The 18,239-nt window shown below is 68.7% G+C and carries 14 protein-coding genes and 3 pseudogenes; 11 read left to right on the top strand and 6 right to left on the bottom strand.

Annotated elements, in window-relative coordinates:
• Positions 1–8: 8 nt before the first annotated feature.
• Positions 9–416 carry a VOC family protein gene (locus E2651_RS12160; RefSeq protein ID WP_135331095.1) on the top strand — a complete coding sequence of 136 codons (408 nt, stop codon included), beginning with the start codon at positions 9–11 and terminating at the stop codon, positions 414–416.
• A 178-nt stretch (positions 417–594) separates the two neighbouring features.
• Here the strand turns inward: E2651_RS12160 and E2651_RS12155 are convergent, their stop codons facing one another.
• On the bottom strand, positions 595–1,140 hold the full coding sequence (locus E2651_RS12155) for a cupin domain-containing protein (protein WP_135331094.1): 546 nt from the start codon (positions 1,138–1,140) through the stop codon (positions 595–597).
• Positions 1,141–2,523: 1,383 nt separating this feature from the next.
• Here E2651_RS12155 and E2651_RS12150 point away from each other — a divergent pair.
• The 3 genes from E2651_RS12150 to E2651_RS12140 all read left to right on the top strand — a co-directional run bounded on the left by E2651_RS12150 (position 2,524) and on the right by E2651_RS12140 (position 5,984).
• Positions 2,524–3,492 carry a hypothetical protein gene (locus E2651_RS12150; protein ID WP_245238764.1) on the top strand — a complete coding sequence of 323 codons (969 nt, stop codon included), beginning with the start codon at positions 2,524–2,526 and terminating at the stop codon, positions 3,490–3,492.
• Between the two features lie 103 nt (positions 3,493–3,595).
• Entirely contained in the window at positions 3,596–5,122 is a 1,527-nt protein-coding gene (locus E2651_RS12145) for an amino acid permease (protein ID WP_135331092.1), read from the top strand.
• Positions 5,123–5,183: 61 nt separating this feature from the next.
• Positions 5,184–5,984 (top strand): GNAT family N-acetyltransferase, encoded by an 801-nt coding sequence (locus E2651_RS12140; protein WP_209446127.1) that lies wholly within the window; start codon positions 5,184–5,186, stop codon positions 5,982–5,984.
• Here the strand turns inward: E2651_RS12140 and E2651_RS12135 are convergent.
• Entirely contained in the window at positions 5,966–6,247 is a 282-nt protein-coding gene (locus E2651_RS12135; protein ID WP_245238762.1) for a hypothetical protein, read from the bottom strand. The genes E2651_RS12140 and E2651_RS12135 overlap by 19 nt on opposite strands.
• Positions 6,248–6,637: 390 nt before the next feature.
• Here E2651_RS12135 and E2651_RS12130 point away from each other — a divergent pair.
• Positions 6,638–7,256: pseudogene (locus tag E2651_RS12130) on the top strand (LCP family protein); the annotation flags it as partial.
• Between the two features lie 565 nt (positions 7,257–7,821).
• Here the strand turns inward: E2651_RS12130 and E2651_RS12125 are convergent.
• Positions 7,822–8,013: pseudogene (locus tag E2651_RS12125) on the bottom strand (CorA family divalent cation transporter); the annotation flags it as partial.
• A 387-nt stretch (positions 8,014–8,400) separates the two neighbouring features.
• On the opposite strand from E2651_RS12125, the gene E2651_RS12120 reads away from it, so the two are divergent.
• Positions 8,401–8,841: a hypothetical protein gene (locus E2651_RS12120; protein WP_135331090.1), complete on the top strand. Its 441-nt coding sequence runs from the start codon at positions 8,401–8,403 to the stop codon at positions 8,839–8,841.
• A gap of 457 nt (positions 8,842–9,298) precedes the next feature.
• Here E2651_RS12120 and E2651_RS12110 read toward each other — a convergent pair whose 3' ends face one another.
• Together E2651_RS12110 and E2651_RS12105 are read right to left on the bottom strand one after the other, a co-directional pair.
• Entirely contained in the window at positions 9,299–9,826 is a 528-nt protein-coding gene (locus E2651_RS12110) for a 2'-5' RNA ligase family protein (protein ID WP_135331089.1), read from the bottom strand.
• Positions 9,827–10,208: 382 nt separating this feature from the next.
• On the bottom strand, positions 10,209–10,868 hold the full coding sequence (locus E2651_RS12105; protein ID WP_135331088.1) for a DUF317 domain-containing protein: 660 nt from the start codon (positions 10,866–10,868) through the stop codon (positions 10,209–10,211).
• A gap of 583 nt (positions 10,869–11,451) precedes the next feature.
• Here E2651_RS12105 and E2651_RS12100 point away from each other — a divergent pair.
• The 5 genes and pseudogenes from E2651_RS12100 (at position 11,452) to E2651_RS12080 (ending at position 15,763) form a co-directional block, all read left to right on the top strand.
• Positions 11,452–13,668: a sensor histidine kinase gene (locus tag E2651_RS12100; protein ID WP_245238761.1), complete on the top strand. Its 2,217-nt coding sequence runs from the start codon at positions 11,452–11,454 to the stop codon at positions 13,666–13,668.
• Positions 13,665–14,069: a roadblock/LC7 domain-containing protein gene (locus E2651_RS12095; RefSeq protein WP_135331086.1), complete on the top strand. Its 405-nt coding sequence runs from the start codon at positions 13,665–13,667 to the stop codon at positions 14,067–14,069. Before E2651_RS12100 ends, E2651_RS12095 begins: the two co-directional genes overlap by 4 nt.
• Positions 14,069–14,443, top strand: coding sequence for a DUF742 domain-containing protein (locus E2651_RS12090; protein WP_135331085.1), 375 nt, complete (start codon positions 14,069–14,071; stop codon positions 14,441–14,443). The genes E2651_RS12095 and E2651_RS12090 overlap by 1 nt, the downstream gene beginning before the upstream one ends.
• On the top strand, positions 14,430–15,020 hold the full coding sequence (locus E2651_RS12085; protein ID WP_135331084.1) for an ATP/GTP-binding protein: 591 nt from the start codon (positions 14,430–14,432) through the stop codon (positions 15,018–15,020). The genes E2651_RS12090 and E2651_RS12085 overlap by 14 nt, the downstream gene beginning before the upstream one ends.
• A gap of 50 nt (positions 15,021–15,070) precedes the next feature.
• Positions 15,071–15,763: pseudogene (locus tag E2651_RS12080) on the top strand (class I SAM-dependent methyltransferase).
• A 19-nt stretch (positions 15,764–15,782) separates the two neighbouring features.
• Here the strand turns inward: E2651_RS12080 and E2651_RS12075 are convergent.
• The gene (locus tag E2651_RS12075) at positions 15,783–17,177 is read right to left on the bottom strand and encodes an NAD-binding protein (RefSeq protein ID WP_245238759.1); all 1,395 of its coding nucleotides are present in this window, start codon (positions 17,175–17,177) and stop codon (positions 15,783–15,785) included.
• Positions 17,178–18,239 lie beyond the last annotated feature (1,062 nt).

The raw sequence follows: 18,239 nt of genomic DNA, 5'->3' as shown, positions 1-18,239 counted from the left end.
GGAGAGTCATGACAAGTAGGTTCACCGAGTTGACCGTTGACTGCCATGATCCGGAGAGGCTCGCTGACTTCTGGTGCGCGGTCCTGGACTTCAAGGTGATCGACCGGAGCGAGGGCAAGGTCGAGATCGGCTCCTGGGTGCCGACCGTCGAGGATGTCCGGGCCCGCCAGATGCCGCCCACCCTGCAGTTCATCCAGGTGCCCGAGGGCAAGACCGTCAAGAACCGGCTTCACCTCGACGTCAGCCCGATCGACGGCAGCACCGAGGACGAGGTGACCAGACTGCTCGGCCTCGGCGCCACCACGACGGACGTAGGCCAGGGCCCGGACCGAAACTGGGTGGTCATGGCAGACCCCGAGGGCAACGAGTTCGACGTCCTGCGCTCCCTGGCACCCGCACCCCGTCAAACACCGTAACCATGATGTCTGTCGGCAGTGCGGGCACGCGTCGACGCCGTCGGCGAGGGCCTGGAGGCGGGCCGCCGAGGCGAAACTCGCGTGGACGAGCCTCCGTGCGTGTGACCTTCTCGATCGCGTCGTGCGGCCGGCCCGGACCGGTGCCCGAGAGGGGACCGGCCCGGCCTCACCGAGATGCTCAGGAAGCGCTCGCCGCTGCCGTGGCGGCGACGGGCGGCTCGAACCGCATGGGCGTGATCTGCTTGACGTCGTAACGGCTCCGCATGCGCTTCACCGCCTCGGGATCCACCGAGTCGCCGGCGGACCAGATCTCCGCGATCTCCTCGAAGTAGTGCTCGTGCTCGGGAGACGGAGAGCTCTGGAACAGCATGCGCACCGGTTTGTCCGTGGCGTTGCGGAACGCGTGCGGCGTGTTGGGCGGCACGAACATGCTGCTGCCCGCAGGGGCGCGTACGACCCGGTCGCCGTCGACGGACTCCCAGTCGAGCCAGTCGTCCGTACGCTCGGCGGGCTCGAAGGCCAGCAGCTCCAACTCCCCTTCCAGGATGTAGAAGAACTCCTCCGACTGCTCGTGATAGTGGCCGCCGGTGTCGAACCCGGGCGGCACGACCACCTCGAAGATGGACGCGGAGGAGCCCTGTTCCCCGGTGGCCTTGAAGGTCACCTCCTGCGCCTTCGTGACCAGCTTGTGCCCCTCACCCGGCAGACGAACGAGGTCACTCATGCGATCAACTCCCTGCATAGACTGTAGTGGTCGCAATCAAGCTACGCCCCTTACCTCAAGCGGGACTCGGGCCGATTTGGAAGGGGAAGAGATCCAGCCAGTCCCGGCGTGCGTCGAGGCTCGGCGAGGCTCCTGGCGGGCTCAACTCCGGCGGACACGCCGGGAAGCCCTTCGGTACGCAATCCGGTGTGGGTCTGTGCGACCGAGGCGACCGAGGCCCCTAGTCGATGTCTGCCAGACTGGAGAATGCCTCGCTCGCGCGGCCGAACCACGAAGTCGTCACCAAGACGCCTATAGCCGCGCAATTACGCCCACGGCGGCGTCTGCTCACAGCCAGTGACCACCGTACCGAACTGGCCGAATGATTCCGCGTCTGGAAGTCCGTCACCGGAACATCCATGCTCGCCTGAACGACTCTCGGTGCCCGACCCGCGGCTTCCGCCGGTGACGAGGGAGTGCTGTCCGGCCAGTCCGTGCGGGTCCGCGACGGACTGCAACCGTCCGCCCGTACACCTGTGCTCCGCCCGCTCCCGCTCAGGGCGGCGGCCCTGTTCCGCATGCCCGTGAGCACGTCGCTGCGAGCGTCCGAGCCCCGGCGGCGCACCGTCTGAGTGTGCTGCGGCCGGCAGGTCCGGTTACGGACGGCGACGCTCGCCTGCGGCATGGCCGAAACCTGCATCTGAGCAACCGAACAATCTTGGGATTCTCTGGTCATGCGCCCCTCCAGGCACTTAAGTACCTGTCAGGCACTCGCTACCGGCCAAGAGCGCAAGCCGCCGGCCAGGTTATGCGCCAGCGGTCGCCTCCGCCCTGCCCGTCGGCCCGCACCGCTGTCCTTCGTACGACCGTGCCACCCCGTCCCAACTGCCCCGAGAGTCCTTCTGCCTATGCCCGCCAGTGCACACCGTTCGGTGTCGTGCTCACACCACCCGGCGAGCCGCAGCGCTCACGGCAGCGACCGGCAGGCGGCCCGCCGCGGAGCACGCCCTGCGCAGCCGGGCCGCGCGCCGCACCACCGGGTCGCGTCCGAGGACACCGACGACCTGCTGTCCGCCGGGCGCGCCACCAGGTCTCGGCAGCGCCGTCCGAACCGGCCGGTCGCCGCGTGAAGGCGCCCAGACCGCCAAGACACCGCGCGCAGGAGGGCCGGCCGAAGGCGCACGGCGTGCCACTGCAGGCACCGGGGGAGCCCAACAGGTCACCCTCCGGCGCGAATCCCGGCCTCTCCATGGCCCCAGCGGCTCCAGCTGAGGGCCCTCTTCGGCTCGCCCTGTGTGCGGCCGGCCGAGAGGTGCGCTGATGGAGAGTTCGAACCCGGCAGGCCGGGCGAACCCGGCAGGTCGCGCGAACCCGGCCGGCCGAGACACAGACCTCTATGCGGCAGTGCAGGACATCCAGGCGGGCTACTGGATGCAGATGCGGCAGGTACTGGCCCGGACGGGCAGCTGGCCGCAGTGGACATCCCGCACTCAGGTCCTTGGGGTTGTCGCAGCTCAGGCCAACGTTGTGGAGTTATGGCTGAAGGAGGAACCGGAGAGCCTCGCTGCCCGGGTGATGTACGCCAGAGTCGCCACCGAACGGGTGCTGCAGGCCCACCGAAGGAACTGGGCGCGCGACTACCGGCGGGCAGGGGACCTGGAGAATCTGGTGGCCCGCGCCCGGGAGGCGTGCCACAAGGCGGGCGAGGGGAATCCCGACGACTCGGTGCCCTGGATCTGCCGCCTGGCCCTGGTCGAAACGGACGTGACAGGCCGCTACCCGGAGCATCACGTGGCTCCGCCTCCCCATGAGTACCTGCTGCCCGGCGGGCCATGGGGCCTGCTGGGGGAAGTACACCGACGAGATCCGTTCAACCGCGAGGCATGGCACCGCATGGCCCAGGCGCTCCAGGCCCGCCCGGGTCCAGCGGGCCGCCAGGCGGTCGCGACGGATTTCGCCCGCTGGACGGTCTCCTTCGCGCCGCCCGACTCGCCACTGCTTCTGCTGCCCCTCTACGCCCGTGTGCAGGAGCACCGGGAGCGACGGGACAGAGGTGCCGAGGTCATGCTGAACCTCCTGTGGACCAGGGAGGACACCACCCGGGCCGTCACGCAGGCATTCGAGGGCTGGTTCCAGAAGTGCGATCCGGCCACCAGTTCCCAGCTGGATCTGAACTACCTCGCCTACGCCTTGGCCAGGGGCGGCTTCGCCCAGTGGGCCACCGAAGTGTTCGATGCCATCGGCGACTTCGCCACTCCTGCCCCGTGGCAGTACGACGCCCGGTACCCGGAGGACCAGTGGCGGAAGGCATTTGAGGAGGACCGCGTCGCCTGCCTGAGATCCCACCCGCGGCATCTGGGAGAACACCCGTGACCGCCGAACCGGCCCCACGGGCGGGCGCCGCCACGGCCCGCCGGCGGCCCGGCAGCCACCTCGCCCTGCACCCCTTGTTTCAGCTTTCCTGTGCGGAGAACCCATGACTTCGATAAGAACACCGCGCCAGCAGCCGAACCCGGTCGCCGACGACGGGGAGGACGCGCGCATCCTCCAGTCGCTGGGCTACACCCAGCAACTGCACCGCCGGATGGGGGCTTTCGGCAATTTCTCGGCCTCCCTGTCGGTCATCTCGATCATGTCGGGGACCTTGCTGCTGTTCGGCTACGGCCTGAACTCGGGAGGCCCCGCGGTGATCACGTGGGGGTGGCTCGCCGTCGGGCCGCTGGTGCTGTGCCTGGCCGCGGCCCTGGCGGAGATCACATCCCGCTACCCCACCAGCGGCGGCCTGTACTACATGGCCCGCCAGCTCGGAGGCGAGCGGTGGAGCTGGTACACCGGCTGGCTCAACCTCCTGGGCCTGCTCGGCGGAATCGCCGCCCAGGACTACGGCATCGCGACGTTCACCGCCGCGTGGATGAACCTGCAGTTCGATTACACGCCGACCCCGGAATCCCTGCTGGTCCTGTACGCGGTCATCCTCGCGCTGCACGCGGTCCTGAACCTCTTCGGCACCCGGCTGATGAACATCCTGACGTCCCTGAGCGCGTGGTGGCACCTGGCAGGGGCCGTCGTCATCATCGGCGCCCTGGCGCTCGTGCCCTCCCACCACCAGTCGGCCGGCTTCGTCTTCTCCGAGTTCACCAACAACACCGGCTGGAGCGCCCCGGTATACGTGATCCTGCTGGGCATGCTGCTGCCGGTCTTCGCCCTGGCCGGCTACGACACCTCGGCCCACCTGAGCGAGGAGACCAACCACGCCTCCGTCGCCGCGGCCCGCGGGATCTTCCGCTCGGTGGCGGTGTCCTGGATCGCCGGCGGCATCCTGCTGACCACGCTCCTTTTCGCCATCCAGGACTACACCACGACCCTGTCAGGTCCGACCGGTGTACCAGTGGCGCAGATCCTTCTGGACGCCCTGGGCATGGCGGCGGCCAAGGCCCTGCTCCTTGTGATCATCGTGGCCCAGTTCCTGTGCGGCTACACCGTGACCGCCAGCGCCAGCCGGATGATCTACGCCTTCTCCCGGGACGGTGCCCTGCCCGGATCGGGGCTCTGGAAGAAGGTCAGCCGCCGCACCGCCATCCCCGCGAACGCGGTCTGGCTCGCGGTCGCCGTGGCTTTCGTGCTCGCGCTGCCGTCCTTGTATTCCACGACGGCGTTCTCGGCGGTGACCGCCATCTCGGCCGTGGGATTCACCTCGGCCTACGCCATCCCGGTGCTGCTGCGACTGCTCCACCGCGACCGATTCACCCCAGGGCCCTGGCACCTGGGCCGCTGGAGCCGGCCGATCGGCTGGGTGGCGGTGGTGTGGGCGGCCGCGGTCACGGTGCTGTTCCTGCTGCCGCAGAGCAGCCCGGTCACCACCAAAACCTTCAACTACACCCCCATCGCCGTAGTGGTGGCCTTCCTCATAGCCGCCGTGTGGCGGCGCTTCGGACGTGACTCCTACCATGTGCCCCGCTCCAGTTCCCCCACCGAGGACAAACAGTTCGAAGGCATCATCTGATGGCAGCGACACCGCGTGCCGCACGTACGGTTCCACGACCTCAACGACCCATGGGAGTACGGTGACTGGCCTCACGGAGTCCATCGAATCGGCACAGCAGCTCACCGTGGCCTGGCGGGCCATGGTGCTCGACCGCGACGCGGACGCGGATGTGCGCGATCTCCCCGGCATCGCCGTCCGCTGGGCCGACTGCCGATTCTCGTTCTACAACTGCATCACTCTGACCGACGCGGGAGCAGGAGCCGATCTCGTCGCGCAACGCCTGAGCCAGGCGGCGGACATCATGCGGGCGAAGAAGCACCCGGGATACCTGTGGCTCTTCGAGGACCTCCTCGACGACGAGGCGCGCACCGCACTGCCCACGGCGGCCGAGCAGGCAGGCCTCCAGTACGCCTTCCCCGGCAGGGGCATGGCCTCAGACCTGCTGCCCATCCCCGACCCGGTCCACCCCGACCTGACGTTCGTGCGGGTGCGCACCGACGAGCACTTGCGCGCCTACGCGGACCTCCAATCAAGCGCCTACGGGTTCTCCTTGGAGGAAGGCCGCGACGGCCTGGTCGGATCCGCGCGCTGGAAGAGCGAGGTGTACGCCTACCTGGCCATGCGAGGCGACGTTCCGGTGGCATGCGCCGCGACGGTCGAAGCGCAAGGCCGCCTCTTCGTCGCCTTCGTAGCCACCGACCCGCAGTGGCAGCGCAGGGGCTATGGCGAGGCGGTCACGCGCAAGGCGCTGCACGAGGGCGCCCGAGCCACCGGGCTGACCCGCGCCACTTTGCACGCGACCGTCGCCGGGGCCCCCGTATACCCGCGTATCGGTTTCACGCCGAACTCACCCATCCACTTCTACAACTTGAAGGAGTGAGCCGACGAGGTTGGCCCACGTTCACGAGGCCGGCCCCAGGCGGCGGGCCGCCCGCGGATGGCGACTTCCGGCGCGGATGCGTCCGCGTACGCAGGCAGGTTCAACTGCTCGGCATGCCCGGTCGGTTGCCGCCGAGCCGGCCAGGTACTTCCTGAGTAGTTGAAGCCGACGCCGGCGCGCGGTCCGATCACGGTGTGGCTTCGCGCGGTACTGAATTCCCCGACGTGGGCGTGGGGCCCGATGATCACGTCGTCGCCCACCATGGCTTGGGGGTGGATGCGGGCTGTCGGGTGGATGCGGTGGCGGACCTGTTTGAGGGCGTCTGTGTGCAGGGAGGGCCAGCGGGTGAGGAAGTCGGTGAGGTCCAGGGCGGCGAGCCCCCCCGATACGGAGAGCGGGCAAGGTCGGGGTCTTGCGAGGGCCTGATGTAGTTGCCCAGCCGTAATGCGGGCACGGAGGTCTCCAGCCGCGACGTGGTCGATGGCGAGGATGGGGGTGCTGCCGCTGCCCCGCGGCGACGCCCAGCAGGTGGCGGGTGTTCAGCCGGTTGGGTGTGGAAGCGGCCTGCGGGCGTGGAGACTTCGAGGGTGTCGCCCGCGTGGAGTTCCCGGGGGATCCATCCGGAGAACCGCCCCAGGATCAGGTCCGCGATGGGCGCGAACAAGCTCAACGCCTCCTACGCCTCCTACGCCTTCGACGGGCCGCAGCTGTTGGTCCGCACGGTCGAGTACAACACCGGGCTGCACATCGACCACTACGCCGAGATCGGCTTCACCGGCTTCGCGGACATCGTCGACGCCATGGACGGCGTCGAGATGAACCTCGACGAGGGCTGGCTTCACGGACAAGTGGTCGGGAGCCGATTTCAAGGCCGGCGAGCAGACCCTCGACGGCACCCAGGCGCTCGCGTACGTCCGCACCCGGCACGCCTTCGCCGGCAGCGACCTGGACCGCACCAAGAACCAGCAGAAATTCCTCTCGACGCTCGCGAGCCAGGTGGCCACGCCCGGCACCTTCCTCAACCCGTTCAGGCTCTACCCGGTCATGAACGCGGGCCTGGACACCGTCGTCGTCGACAAGGACATGAACCCCTACCTGCTCGGCAAGATGTTCCTCGCCATGAAGGACGTCTCCGGCGGCGACGGCAAGTCCCTGAACATGCCGGTCTCCGGCAGCGTCGGCGGCAACCTCCAGTGGGACAGGCCGAAGGTCAAGCAGCTGGTGAACGAGCTGCGGAACGACGACCCGGTCACCATCACCAGTGACCGCTGACCGCTGACCGACACCGATCCGGTCGCCCTTCGCAAGGGTGAGGCCGGCGCGGGCGGGCCGCAAAGAGCGTGGCGCCGCCCGCGCCGGGTGGCGGATCCACTGGCACGGGGGGAACCGGCGGATCCGCATGGGCCGATGACCAGTCGGCTACTTCTACTGCGGCACTGGGCGGTCACTTGTTACACCCGCAGGGCCAGGCATGGCACATGGCGCGCGTGTCGGATGCATCGCTCGGCCGAGTAACGCGGCAGCACGCCGCGACGCAGAACTGCATACGGGTGCGCTTGTCGCCCCACATGCGATCACGGTCAGGGTGACTCCCGTGGGGGGTGGCCATCCTGGCCGTGTTTGCTCTTCGCTTCCGGTCGCGGCTCGTATGCTCTCGGGGTTCCCGGGAAGGCGCCGCGTCATCGATTGTCCATTGTCCTGCCTTGCGGCGCGGGTCGGGAGGTCTCGTTCCCCAGGGGGCTCCACAGAGCCTTCGAAGCCGTTCGAGCACGCGAAGTCGTTCGAGCACGCGAAGTCGTTCGAGCACGCGAAGTCGTTCGAGCCTCTCGGCTCCCCGCTACAGCCAATCCCGCCGCTTGAAGATGAAGTACAGGCTCACGCACACCACGGCCATCAGCAGGATCGCGAACGGATACCCGGCCGCCCACTGCAGCTCGGGCATCGTCTCGAAGTTCATGCCGTAGATCGTGCCGACCAGCGTCGGCGCGAACAGAATCGCCGCCCACGACGAGATCTTCTTGAAGTCGTCTCCCTCACGCCGCTGACCTGCGGAAATCCGCCAGGGAGGTGCTCTGGCCTGCGGCGATCCATCTTTCCGGCCCTTTCGCCGTGCTGCCTGTTGATGCGGCCGATCCTCCCCAGCCGCTCCCCAACGGGGCTTCGTTCTCCCCAGATCCTCCCCAGCGAGGGGAGCTTCGGGAGAGGTATCGCCCCTGGCCGAGCCCCGTTCCCGGCTCGTCACGGCGGCTACGCGCGGTATCTGAGGGCGCTTGGCCGGGCGGACGAGGGCGCGCGCCGAACAGGCGCTGTGCCTGAAGCACGCTTGTCGTCTATAAAACCAGCCTGGTGTCGCAGCGCTGTTGGCCGGCCGGGGCCCTGGTGCGCGGGTGGCGGCCGGGCAGGCTAGTTTGCCTGGATGAGTCTTCTTGATGATGTGGCTGAGCGCGACGGCTGGCGGTGCTGGGTGTGTGACGAACCGGTCGACCCCGACGAGTCGGTGAACGACCCGCGGGGGCCCAGTGTCGACAGCCGGACCGCCGATCGGAAGGCCAAGGTCGCCGAGCGGCTCGCGCACCGCGGGTGCAATAGCCGCAAGGGTGCGGTCAAGGTGGTCATCGCCTGGCCGGAGCGCCTGTACGTAGTCGAACCCGCGCCGCTGATCGCCGTTGGCGACAGGCTGGAGCGGAAGGGGGGCCGCGAGATGGTGGGCCGTTGTCCGACCAGGAAGGACGCCCAAGAGGCGGCGGATTGGCTGGTGGACCGGTTCTCCCGACTGCTACCGGGGGTGCCGGTGACCGCCGGCATCGAGGCGGGCGGCGGCCAGTTCCTCGTCATCCTGGCCACCGGCCGCCGCTGATCGGGGATCACCCCTCAGCCAAAGACGGCCGACACCGGGGCGCAGTGGCCGGAGAAGGTGAACGGGCCTGCGATGCCCCGCTAACAGCAGTAGCGCAGCAGTGTGGGCCGCCACCCTCGCCGGGTGGCGGCCCGCACTGCTGGGTTCACTCCTCGGAGGGATCGGGGTTCCAGACGGCTGGCCCGCCGCCGCGCCACTCGATGAGCAGAGGGTCGTCCAGGCGGACGTTTTCCGGGTCCTGGGGCGCAGACGCGGCCGAGGATCTTGCCGTGGCCGCGGCCGCGGACACGGCGCCCGCCCTCGGCGTCGGGCGGGTAGACGACTACGCGCAGAGGTGCGGCTGTGCAGGTTGTTTGGTCGTGTGCGCAGTTCGACTGGTCCCCGGGATGTGGCCGAGGACGGGGTGCCGGCCTCGGGCTGTGTTCGCGGCCAGGGGCGAGGGACTGGCGGGCGGTGTTTACGGCCCGTCCGGGACGCCGAGCGGCACGGTGAACCGCGGCTGCCAGCCTTCCTCCGTCAGCACCACCAGCTGGACCGCCGTCGCACGGGTGTGCAGCGGCAGCAGGCTGTCGATCGCAGCGCGGACATGGGCGGCAGCTGTCGGGTTGTCCGCACCCATGGCGACCGTGACATGGGCGGCGGGCTGCGCCCCGAAGCGGCCCTTGTACGGGCGCAACCCGGGCCACTGGGTGCGGAACGCATCGACGATCGTTTGGAGTCCCGGAACGGTGACGGCGACGAAGCCGGACGCCGTCACGACCTCCTCCAAGAGCAGATCAGCTGCCGGGAAACTCGCAGCCAGGGCACGCACGCCCTTCTCGTCCTGATCTGTCAGCACCGATTCCGGCACGAACGGGTAGAGGAGCGAGACGTGCGCCGGCACCCCACGACGCACCAGAGCCGGGTCGATACGCCACGCCGCATCGAGGAGCGGCGCGGCATCGGGCAAGACAATGACGACGGCAGTGGTCCCTGGCTCTGGCACGCCGTCATCATCGCAGGCCAGTCCGCCACTGCGCGCGTTGCACTGGGAGGTGGGCGAGGGTGACGAGTTGGTCGCGGCCGACGTGTTGGCTGGTGTACGGCAACGCGCTGCGCGCCAACAGGCGATTGCAGGAGGGCGTAGGCGCAGCGCTCAAATTCTGCTGGGTGGATGGCTTGTTCGCCCAACGCGCGGCGTACGCGTGCCACGAGGTCCATGAGTGCTTGTGCTACGCGCGCCCTATGCCGTGCTGATGCCTGTTTGCCGCTTGCTGCCCAATGCAATGTCAGGCCAGGGGCCTTGGGGGCTGAGCGCGTCGTCTGCGGGGGAACCGCGCGCCGCCGCCGCGGTCTGCCCGCCGGGAACGGTGCTCGCTCCGCGTCGATCAGCGGGTCCGAATTGGGCTGCCAGGCGATGGTGGACTCGAAGGCGGGGGTGACGGCAATGGCTGACGAGCTACGGCGCTGACCGTGTTCCGGCCAGAAGCCGTTGGATGTTTGCGTCGGACAGCTTGCCCTTCGGCGAGTTCGAAAGCGAGGTCGTACAGGACCGCCGCGGGAGTACGCGAAGAGAGTTCGAGTGTCCAGGCGGGCTGGTGTGCGGTGTTGCCGTCACCCCACATGGTCCAGGTCGGCAGAGGGCTATCGGGCCGCATGCCTGCGGCGAAGGCGTCGACACGCACGCCGGCGGGTTCTTCGCCGGGTGCATCCCAGGAAATCCAGCGGCCGTCGACAGTGTTCTTCCAGCCGGCGTCGCCGAGCGGGCGCAACCCATGGGTGATGGTGGCTTCCGCGACGCCGGTGGCAGGTCCGGCGCTCCACGCTGACTCCGACGCGAGTGCGTCGAGGAGTGTGCCGAGGATTTGGGCAGGGGTGTTGGCCGTGGCCGTGGCGTGCCAGAGGCGCTCGCTGCCCACGCCCTGCTCGCCGCACGGGCAGCCGACCACGTCGCCGCACTCCTGCCCGAACTCGGCGAACAGCGCATGCGCAACGGCCTGCTCCACCTCGCCCACGCGGCGATGTGACAAGGATGTTGAGTCGGTCATCAACTGGAGTTGAGCGTCGGCCCGGCCGTGCAGCCCTTGCCGCCCTCGCCGAACGGCTCGCCGGATGCCCTGGTCGCATCCGTCATCGCGTCGGATTTCAGCCACGACGCGGTGCCTTGAGGGTTACTTGGTTCGGTCGGACGGCACCGCTGTCCCCTCCGCCGCCCGCCTTGCCGCCTCCGCCGACCTCGCCCTCCACGACAGGCCGGCCTGGCCGGACGTCGCGGTTCGATTCCGATCTGGGCTCCGGTGTGCAACGTGTTCATCGGCAATACCACATGGTGCCTACGGAAGTCAGCCCTCCGTTTCCCTGGTGTGGCTGGTTATGATCTGCACCCCCACACCCTGCCGTAGCCGAAACCTGACTTCCCCCGGTCCGCGCCTTGCCTCAGGACTGCGTCTGGTCTCGGCTGTTGAGCCGTCCCCAAAACCGTTCAACCGCTCCTGAGGACTGATGTCTCCTATAGACCCCGAAGGCCCACTAGACCCCGAAGGCCCACCAGGGCAGTCGACGACGCGTCGGCGGCCTACCGTGCGGCTGCGTACGCTGCTCATTTGGCTGGCAATCGTCCCTATTCTGGCGATGAGTGCCCAAGTGGTCCTGATCGCACAGCCGTTGCTGGACGAGTCGGAGCACCTGCGCGCCGACGTGGCCGTCGGTGAGCGGGTCGGCATACCCCTGTCCAGGCTGATGGTCGAAGTGCAGGCCGAGCGGACCGCGACCGCCGCACGGTGGACGGGCGGTGACGTGTCCGCGGAGGAGTTGCGCGACCAGCGCGCGGCCACGGACCGGGCCATGGACGAACTGCTCCGGTCGGCGGAGGGAGTCCCGGCGGAGCGGCGAGGGGATGAGCGTCCCCTCGCGAAGCTGAAGCGCAACCTCGCGAACCTGGGCACGTACCGCGAGCGCGCGGACGCCCGCAGCGGAGGCGCGGAACGGACGATCGACTACTACTCGGGCCTGATCGACCACATCATCCATGTGTACATGGACGACTTCAGCCACGTGCAGGACGCCGAGTTCATCCAGGAGAACGGCGTGGTCGTCACGATGTTCTCGGTGTCCGAGATGGTGTCGCGCGAGACCGCCGCCCTCGTGTTGGCCGGGCCGTCCAAGCGGCTGAGCTCCTCCGCGTTCACCGAATTCGTCAACTCCGTCGGATCCCAGCGGTACCAGTACTCCGAGTGGGTCGAGCCGTATCTGGCGGCCGAGGACCGAGCGGCCTACAACCAGATCCTCGGCTCGGACGCCTGGCAGACGAAGGTCCGTATCGAGAACGCGGTCATCTCCGACCACCAGAACGTCGAGTCCGGCGTCAAGCTGCCCAAGGAGGTCGACGACTGGCACGCCGCGCACGAGCAGTTCGTTGAGCGCCTTGACGCGCTCAACGTGAAGCAGGCGCGCGGCGTGATCGCACGCGCCGACGCCAAGGCCACGGAGCTGGAGAGCGAGGTCACCTGGCTGATCGTCGGAAACGGCGGAGCCGTGCTCGCGGTCGTGGCCGTCATCGTGTTCACCACCCGCTCCGTGCTCCAACGCCTGCGCGGTCTGCACCGGCGTACGGTGACCATCGCTGAGGACACGCTGCCGGACGTTGTGGCCCGACTCCAGCGCGGACAGTCCGTCGACGACGACGCGCTGCCCGCGGTGACCGGAGAGCAGGACGAGGTCGGGCGCATCAGCGACGCGTTCGCCCGGGTCGTCTCCGTATCCGTCGACGGGCACGCGCAGCTCGCGGCCGAGCGTCACGGCTTCGGCATGTTCGCCGCGGGCATCGCCTCGCGCACCGGAAACCTGGTCAGCCGCCAGCTGACCCTCACCGACGAGCTGCAGGACATCTTCGGTCACGACGAGGAGCTGCTCGCCCAGTTGATGCGATCCGACCAATTGACGGTGGGTATGCGACGGCAGATCGAGAACCTGCTGATTCTGGCGGGCGGCGAGATCCCCGATCCGCACACCGAGCCCATGCGCGTCGCCGACTTGCTGCGCGAAGCCGCCGCGGAAGTCGAGGACTTCCGGCGGATCGAGCGCCAGTCCCTGGACGAGATCAGCGTGACGCCGCGGGTGATCAGCGAGATCAGCCACCTCCTGGCGGAACTCCTGGACAACGCCACCCGGTTCTCGCCGCCGAGGTCCAAGGTGGTCGTACGGGCCGAACACGTGACGGACGGCCTGTCGGTGGAGATCGAGGACCGTGGGCCCCGGGTGACCGGCGCGACGTACGAGGAGATGAACGGGCGCCTGCACTCGGCCCCGCCGTACTCCGTCCTGGCGGAGAACGCGCACCGGCTCGGCCTCTTCGTGGTCGGCCACCTCGCCGAACAGCTCGGCGCCAAGGTGACGCTGCGCCGCTCGGTGTACGGGGGTACGTCGGCCGTGGTGATCCTGCCCGAGGAACTCCTGGTGCCGACCGAACCGGTCCGGGCAGGAAAGACAGCGCCCCGCGCCGCGGCGCCGTCCTCCCCGGCAGTGCCCCTGCCCGAGGAACGCAAGCCTGAGCTGGTCCTGCACACCAAGACCGGCCTGTCCGGTGGTACGACGCCGGAGGGCTCGCCCGAGCGGCCGGCGCAGAGCAAGCTGCCGACCTCTGCCGTGACCCGGGACGGAGGCGCGAAGCCCGCCCTTCCCGAGCGGGTCCCGCAGGCCCATATCGCCGAGCAGCTCCGCGCGCCCCGCGCGGCGGAAGCCGACGCTGGTCAGGACTCGGCGACGCCCGAAGAGGTGGCCGACGCCTGGGCGGACTACGAACACGGCACCCAGACAGTGGAAGACGAGCTCCGACGGGATCAGCCATGACGACGACAGCGAACAACATGATCTACAGCGTCCTGGACAACAACCTGGGCAGGATCGCCGGCGTCCAGGGTGCCGTGCTCCTGTCCAACGACGGGATCAAACTCAGCGCGTACCAGCTGGAACGGGACCAGGCGGAGCGCATCGCCGCCGCGTCCTCCGGCATCGCCGCCACCATGAAGGCGATATCCCGGGAGGTCGGCGGCGGCCGGGTGATCCGCCAGCTCGTGGAGATGGACGACAGCTATCTCTGCATCGTCGGGTGCGGCGAGGGCAGCACGCTCATCGTGGTGACCTCACGCAAGGCGCGGCTCGGGGAGCTGGGCGGCGAGGCCGTGCGGACCGCGCAGGCGCTGGGCGAGTGGCTGAGCACGCCCGAGCGCAGTCAGGCGAAGCCCTCGTAATGGCGGACGAGCCAGGGCCGCAGCAGGGCGGCCGCCGGACACGGCTGTACGCGCTGACCGATGGGCGTACAGCGGTTGCGGCCGCCCGCACCGTCCTCACCATGGACACCACGATCACGGCGGTGTCCGTCGCGGACAGCCACGGCGGCCTGCCCACCGAGTGGCAGGCCATCCTCGCCATGTGCCCGCCGCCGGGCGGCCTGGCGGTCGCCGAGATCGCGGCGCGCATGCACATGCGCCTCACTCCGATGATGCTTCTTCTCGGCGAACTCGCGGATCGGGGGCTGATCGAACACCGGCCGCCCCTGGAAGGGGCCGAGACCACCAATGTCCACCTGCTCATGAGAATCAGGGACAACCTTGCCCGGATATGACACCCCTGCCCAGGAAGCGGACCCCGTCAAGATCCTCATCGCTGGGGGATTCGGCGTCGGCAAGACGACCCTGGTCGAGACGATCTCCGAGATCGAGCCGCTGCGCACCGAGGAGCGGCTGACGAGCGCGGGCGTCGGCGTCGACGACCTCGACGGCATCGAGTCCAAGGCGGTCACCACCGTCGCGATGGACTTCGGCCGCCTCACCCTCACCGACGCAGGCGTCGTCCTCTACTTGTTCGGCACACCGGGCCAGGAGCGCTTCTGGTTCATGTGGGACGACCTGCTCAACGGGGCACTCGGGGCGATCGTGTTGGTCGACACTCGACGCCTCGACCGCAGCTTCCCGGCCGTCGACTTCTTCGAGAACCGAGGGCTGCCGTTCGTGGTCGGCGCGAACTGCTTCCACGGCGAACAGCCGTACAACGCCGAGGAGATCCGGGCGGCCCTGCACCTGCGGGACCCGAACACCCCCGTCCTCATGCTCGACGCCCGCTCCCGCGACGACGTGCGCGGTGCGCTGCTGTCGTTGCTGGACATGCTCATTGCCAAGGCGGGGGCCGTGGCTACCGGTTAACCACCGGGCCACGCCCCACGTTCGCGGATCAGTGCTACTAGGCTGCGCCGATGGAACGCCTCACCAACGTGCCCGAGAGCTTCGCCCGGTCCGCGGATGCGGACCGGGCGAATGGCTACGACAACTTCGCCGAGGCGTACGCGGCGGAGTCCGAGAACAGCCTCGTGACCGCGTACTACGCGGCCAGCTGTCCGCTGCGCTGCGCGACCGGGGTGCCGTCGTTACCGGTATCGACGTCAGCGCCGGGATGTTGGCGTTGGCCAGGCGGCGGCTCGGTGACGATGTGGACCTGCATGTGGTCGATCTGAGAGACCGTCTGCCGTTTGAGGACGGTGCGTTCGACGACGTGGTCGCGTCGCTGGTGCTGCACTACCTGGAGGACTGGAGGCCGACGCCGGCCGAGTTGCGGCGCGCGCTCAGGCCGGGCGGCCGGTTGATCGCGTCGGTGGACCACCCTGTTGCGGCCTACACGTTCCAGGATCCTCGAACCCGACTATTTCGCGACCACCAGCTATACCTTCGACTGGAGGTTCAACGGGCAGTCCGTCCCGATGAAGTTCTGGCGCAGGCCGTTGCACGCGATGACCGATGCTTTCACCATCGCCGGGTTCCGACTGGCCGCCATCAGCGAACCGCAGCCTGACCCGGCCGCCCGTGAACTGTTCCCCGACGGCTTCCATGACCTTTCGACCAAACCCAACTTCCTCTTCTTCGTCGTCGAGGTACCGCCGAGCAGGCCCTAGGGGGTGGGGGTGTCTCCCCCTAGACCCGCGACATCTCGTGTGCAGGGCTCGCATCCCACGTCGCGAGGTCCACGACCCGGTCGTCCGCGAAGAGGGCGCACGTTCGGCCATCCGCCACGAACACGCTGCGGAGTTCGGCGTCGAGGACGGTCGCGGCGACGAACGTGCTGACGATGAGCGGGAAGTCGCAGACGGCGCCGATGCGGAAGAGCGACTGCGATTCGGTGGTGACCTCGTCGCCGCCGGCGCGCAGCACGATGCGCTGGTCGCCGGCGACGGCTCGGGTGGCGACCGCGACGGCGATGTTCCCCAGGCCGTCCGAGGCGACCGCTGCCAGGGCGCGGGCCCGTCGTACGGAGAGACGTTCGAGCAGGAAGCGGTCGCCGCCGCGGCCGATGACGACGGGGATGTCGAGCGAGCGGGCCAGCGGGAGACAGGGGGCCTGCCGGTTGCGCTCGACGGCGACGACCTTGACGCCGAGGTCCCGGAGCCGGGCGGATAGACGCAGGCCGACCTGGCCGAGGCCGACGACGATGACGTGGCCTCGGCGCGGGATGGAGCGGGCGCCGAGAATGCTGGTCATCCGGTGTCCGGTGAACCGGTCGACCACACCGGCGGTGAACACGGCGGCAAACACGAACACGCTGATCATCGAGACGGCGGAGAACACCTTGTACCAGCCGGGCCCGTGTTCGGCGGCATGCGAGGAGCCGATCGTGGTGAGCGTACGGGCCGCGTTCCACAGGGCCTCGGTCCAGTGCTCGTGCAGGACGAGCACGCCGAGCGCGACATCGACGGAGAACGCGAGCAGCAGTGCAAAGAGGCTGGCGACCAGTGCCTTCGCGGAGGTGCCGAGGGAGCGGAACCAGGCGCTGACGGTGGAGCGCGGGTGCGGCTTCGGCAAGGTGGCGAAGGCCCGCCGCGGCAGGTGCTCGACTTCCACGGTCGCGCCTTCCCGTCGCACGCCCACGAGGTCGTCGCCGACGGGCTGCAGCATGGCGTACCGGGGAGCGAGACAGTTCGCCAGGAGGCTGGGCAGCATCGCGTCGGTCATGCTCAAGGCGGTGCAGTTGGGGATGGTCCGGGATACCTCCTCGGCAACCGTACGATCGAAGATCGTCACGACCAGACGGACACCGGGCTTGAGGTGCTCGGCGAGGAGCGCGTAGCGCAGGGCGATCATGTCGTCACGGGACACGATGGCGATGCTGTCGACGGGACCGTTCAACTGCTGGCGCAGTGCGTCGTCGTCGGGGCGGGGCAGGCGGTGTGCGGTGCTCCCCCAGCGTTCGATGCAGGCGGCCGCAGAGCGGCCCAGGGTCTCGTCGTCCTCGATGATCACGACGTCCCGGCCGGTGGCGGGAACGTGCGGGCGCGGGGCGCCACGGTCCTCGGAAGATATCTGTGGGCTCAACCTGTCGGCCTCTCTGCAACATCGGGGGCCGAAGGCACCCCTTGATTCGGAAGGCGCGGCAGTGCCTGATCGAGGCTGGGGCGCATACGCTTCGGCGGCGCCGGATCGTCCGGTGCGCACGCCCCGGGGGCTCGCGCTCGAGGGGTGAGGAGCGCGGCCGAGGGGCGGAGATGAAGCGGTTCGGGTCTCTTTGTAGCACCCGCCTCGACGGCGCCGATTCATCAGCTCGTACAAAACGGAGTGGTCGAGTACGTGCATGTGTCGAATGCGCGTGGTCGGGTCGGTCGCGTACGGGGGCCTGGGCGGAAGCAGCGCCCTGCCTAGCGCTCGACCACCCTGGCCATCGCTGCCTGCCAGACGGAACGGCCATACGTGGCGAGGCACAGCCAGCCGGCCTCGGCCCCGGGCACGTAGCGGAGATCCGTGGGTGGGCTGTGTGAGAGGTGGGCAGCCATGAGTGTGTGGGGTCCCAGTGGTGGCTAGTTCAGGGCTGTGGAGATCTCCGCTCTTGTGGGTGTCGCATTCGGTTTGCAGGATCCATTTGACGCGCGGATCGTCGTGCTGCGTGCTTCTTGGGATCATGCGCGAGGAGCTTGTGCGTGGCCGGATACATCGAAGACCGGTGGGTGAGGAAGAAGAAGGATCTCGTCACCGGGAAGCGAGAGCGGACGGCCCGATACGGCGTGGGTTCGCGGTACAGGGTCGCAGGCATTCCAAGGGTTCGGTGCAGGTCTTTCCGGAGGCTGGAGGATGCCAAGTTTTGGCTCAGTGCTGCCATCGCCGACAAGGCGCGCGGAGAGTTCGTCGATCACCGTGATGGCTCGATCACGCTTGCCGACTATGTGGCGTCCTTCTGGAGGCCGGGGATTCGGGGTGCCGCCAGCACAGTGCTGGGTATGGACCGGCGTGTGCGGCTGCATATCCTGCCGCAGCTCGATGGTGTCCCGCCGAGTGGTGTAGTCAGTGGAGCTCGTTTGGTTCCGCTTGTGCGGGGATCTGTTGCTGCGGGGCTGGCTTGTCGGTGAAGAGTTCGGCCATGGAGCCCTCGGAGAGATAGCGGCG

The organism is Streptomyces sp. MZ04, assembly GCF_004684775.1.
GTDB lineage: Bacteria > Actinomycetota > Actinomycetes > Streptomycetales > Streptomycetaceae > Streptomyces.
Note: the sequence above shows the minus strand (reverse complement) of the source record. Positions and strands in the feature narration are given on the sequence as shown.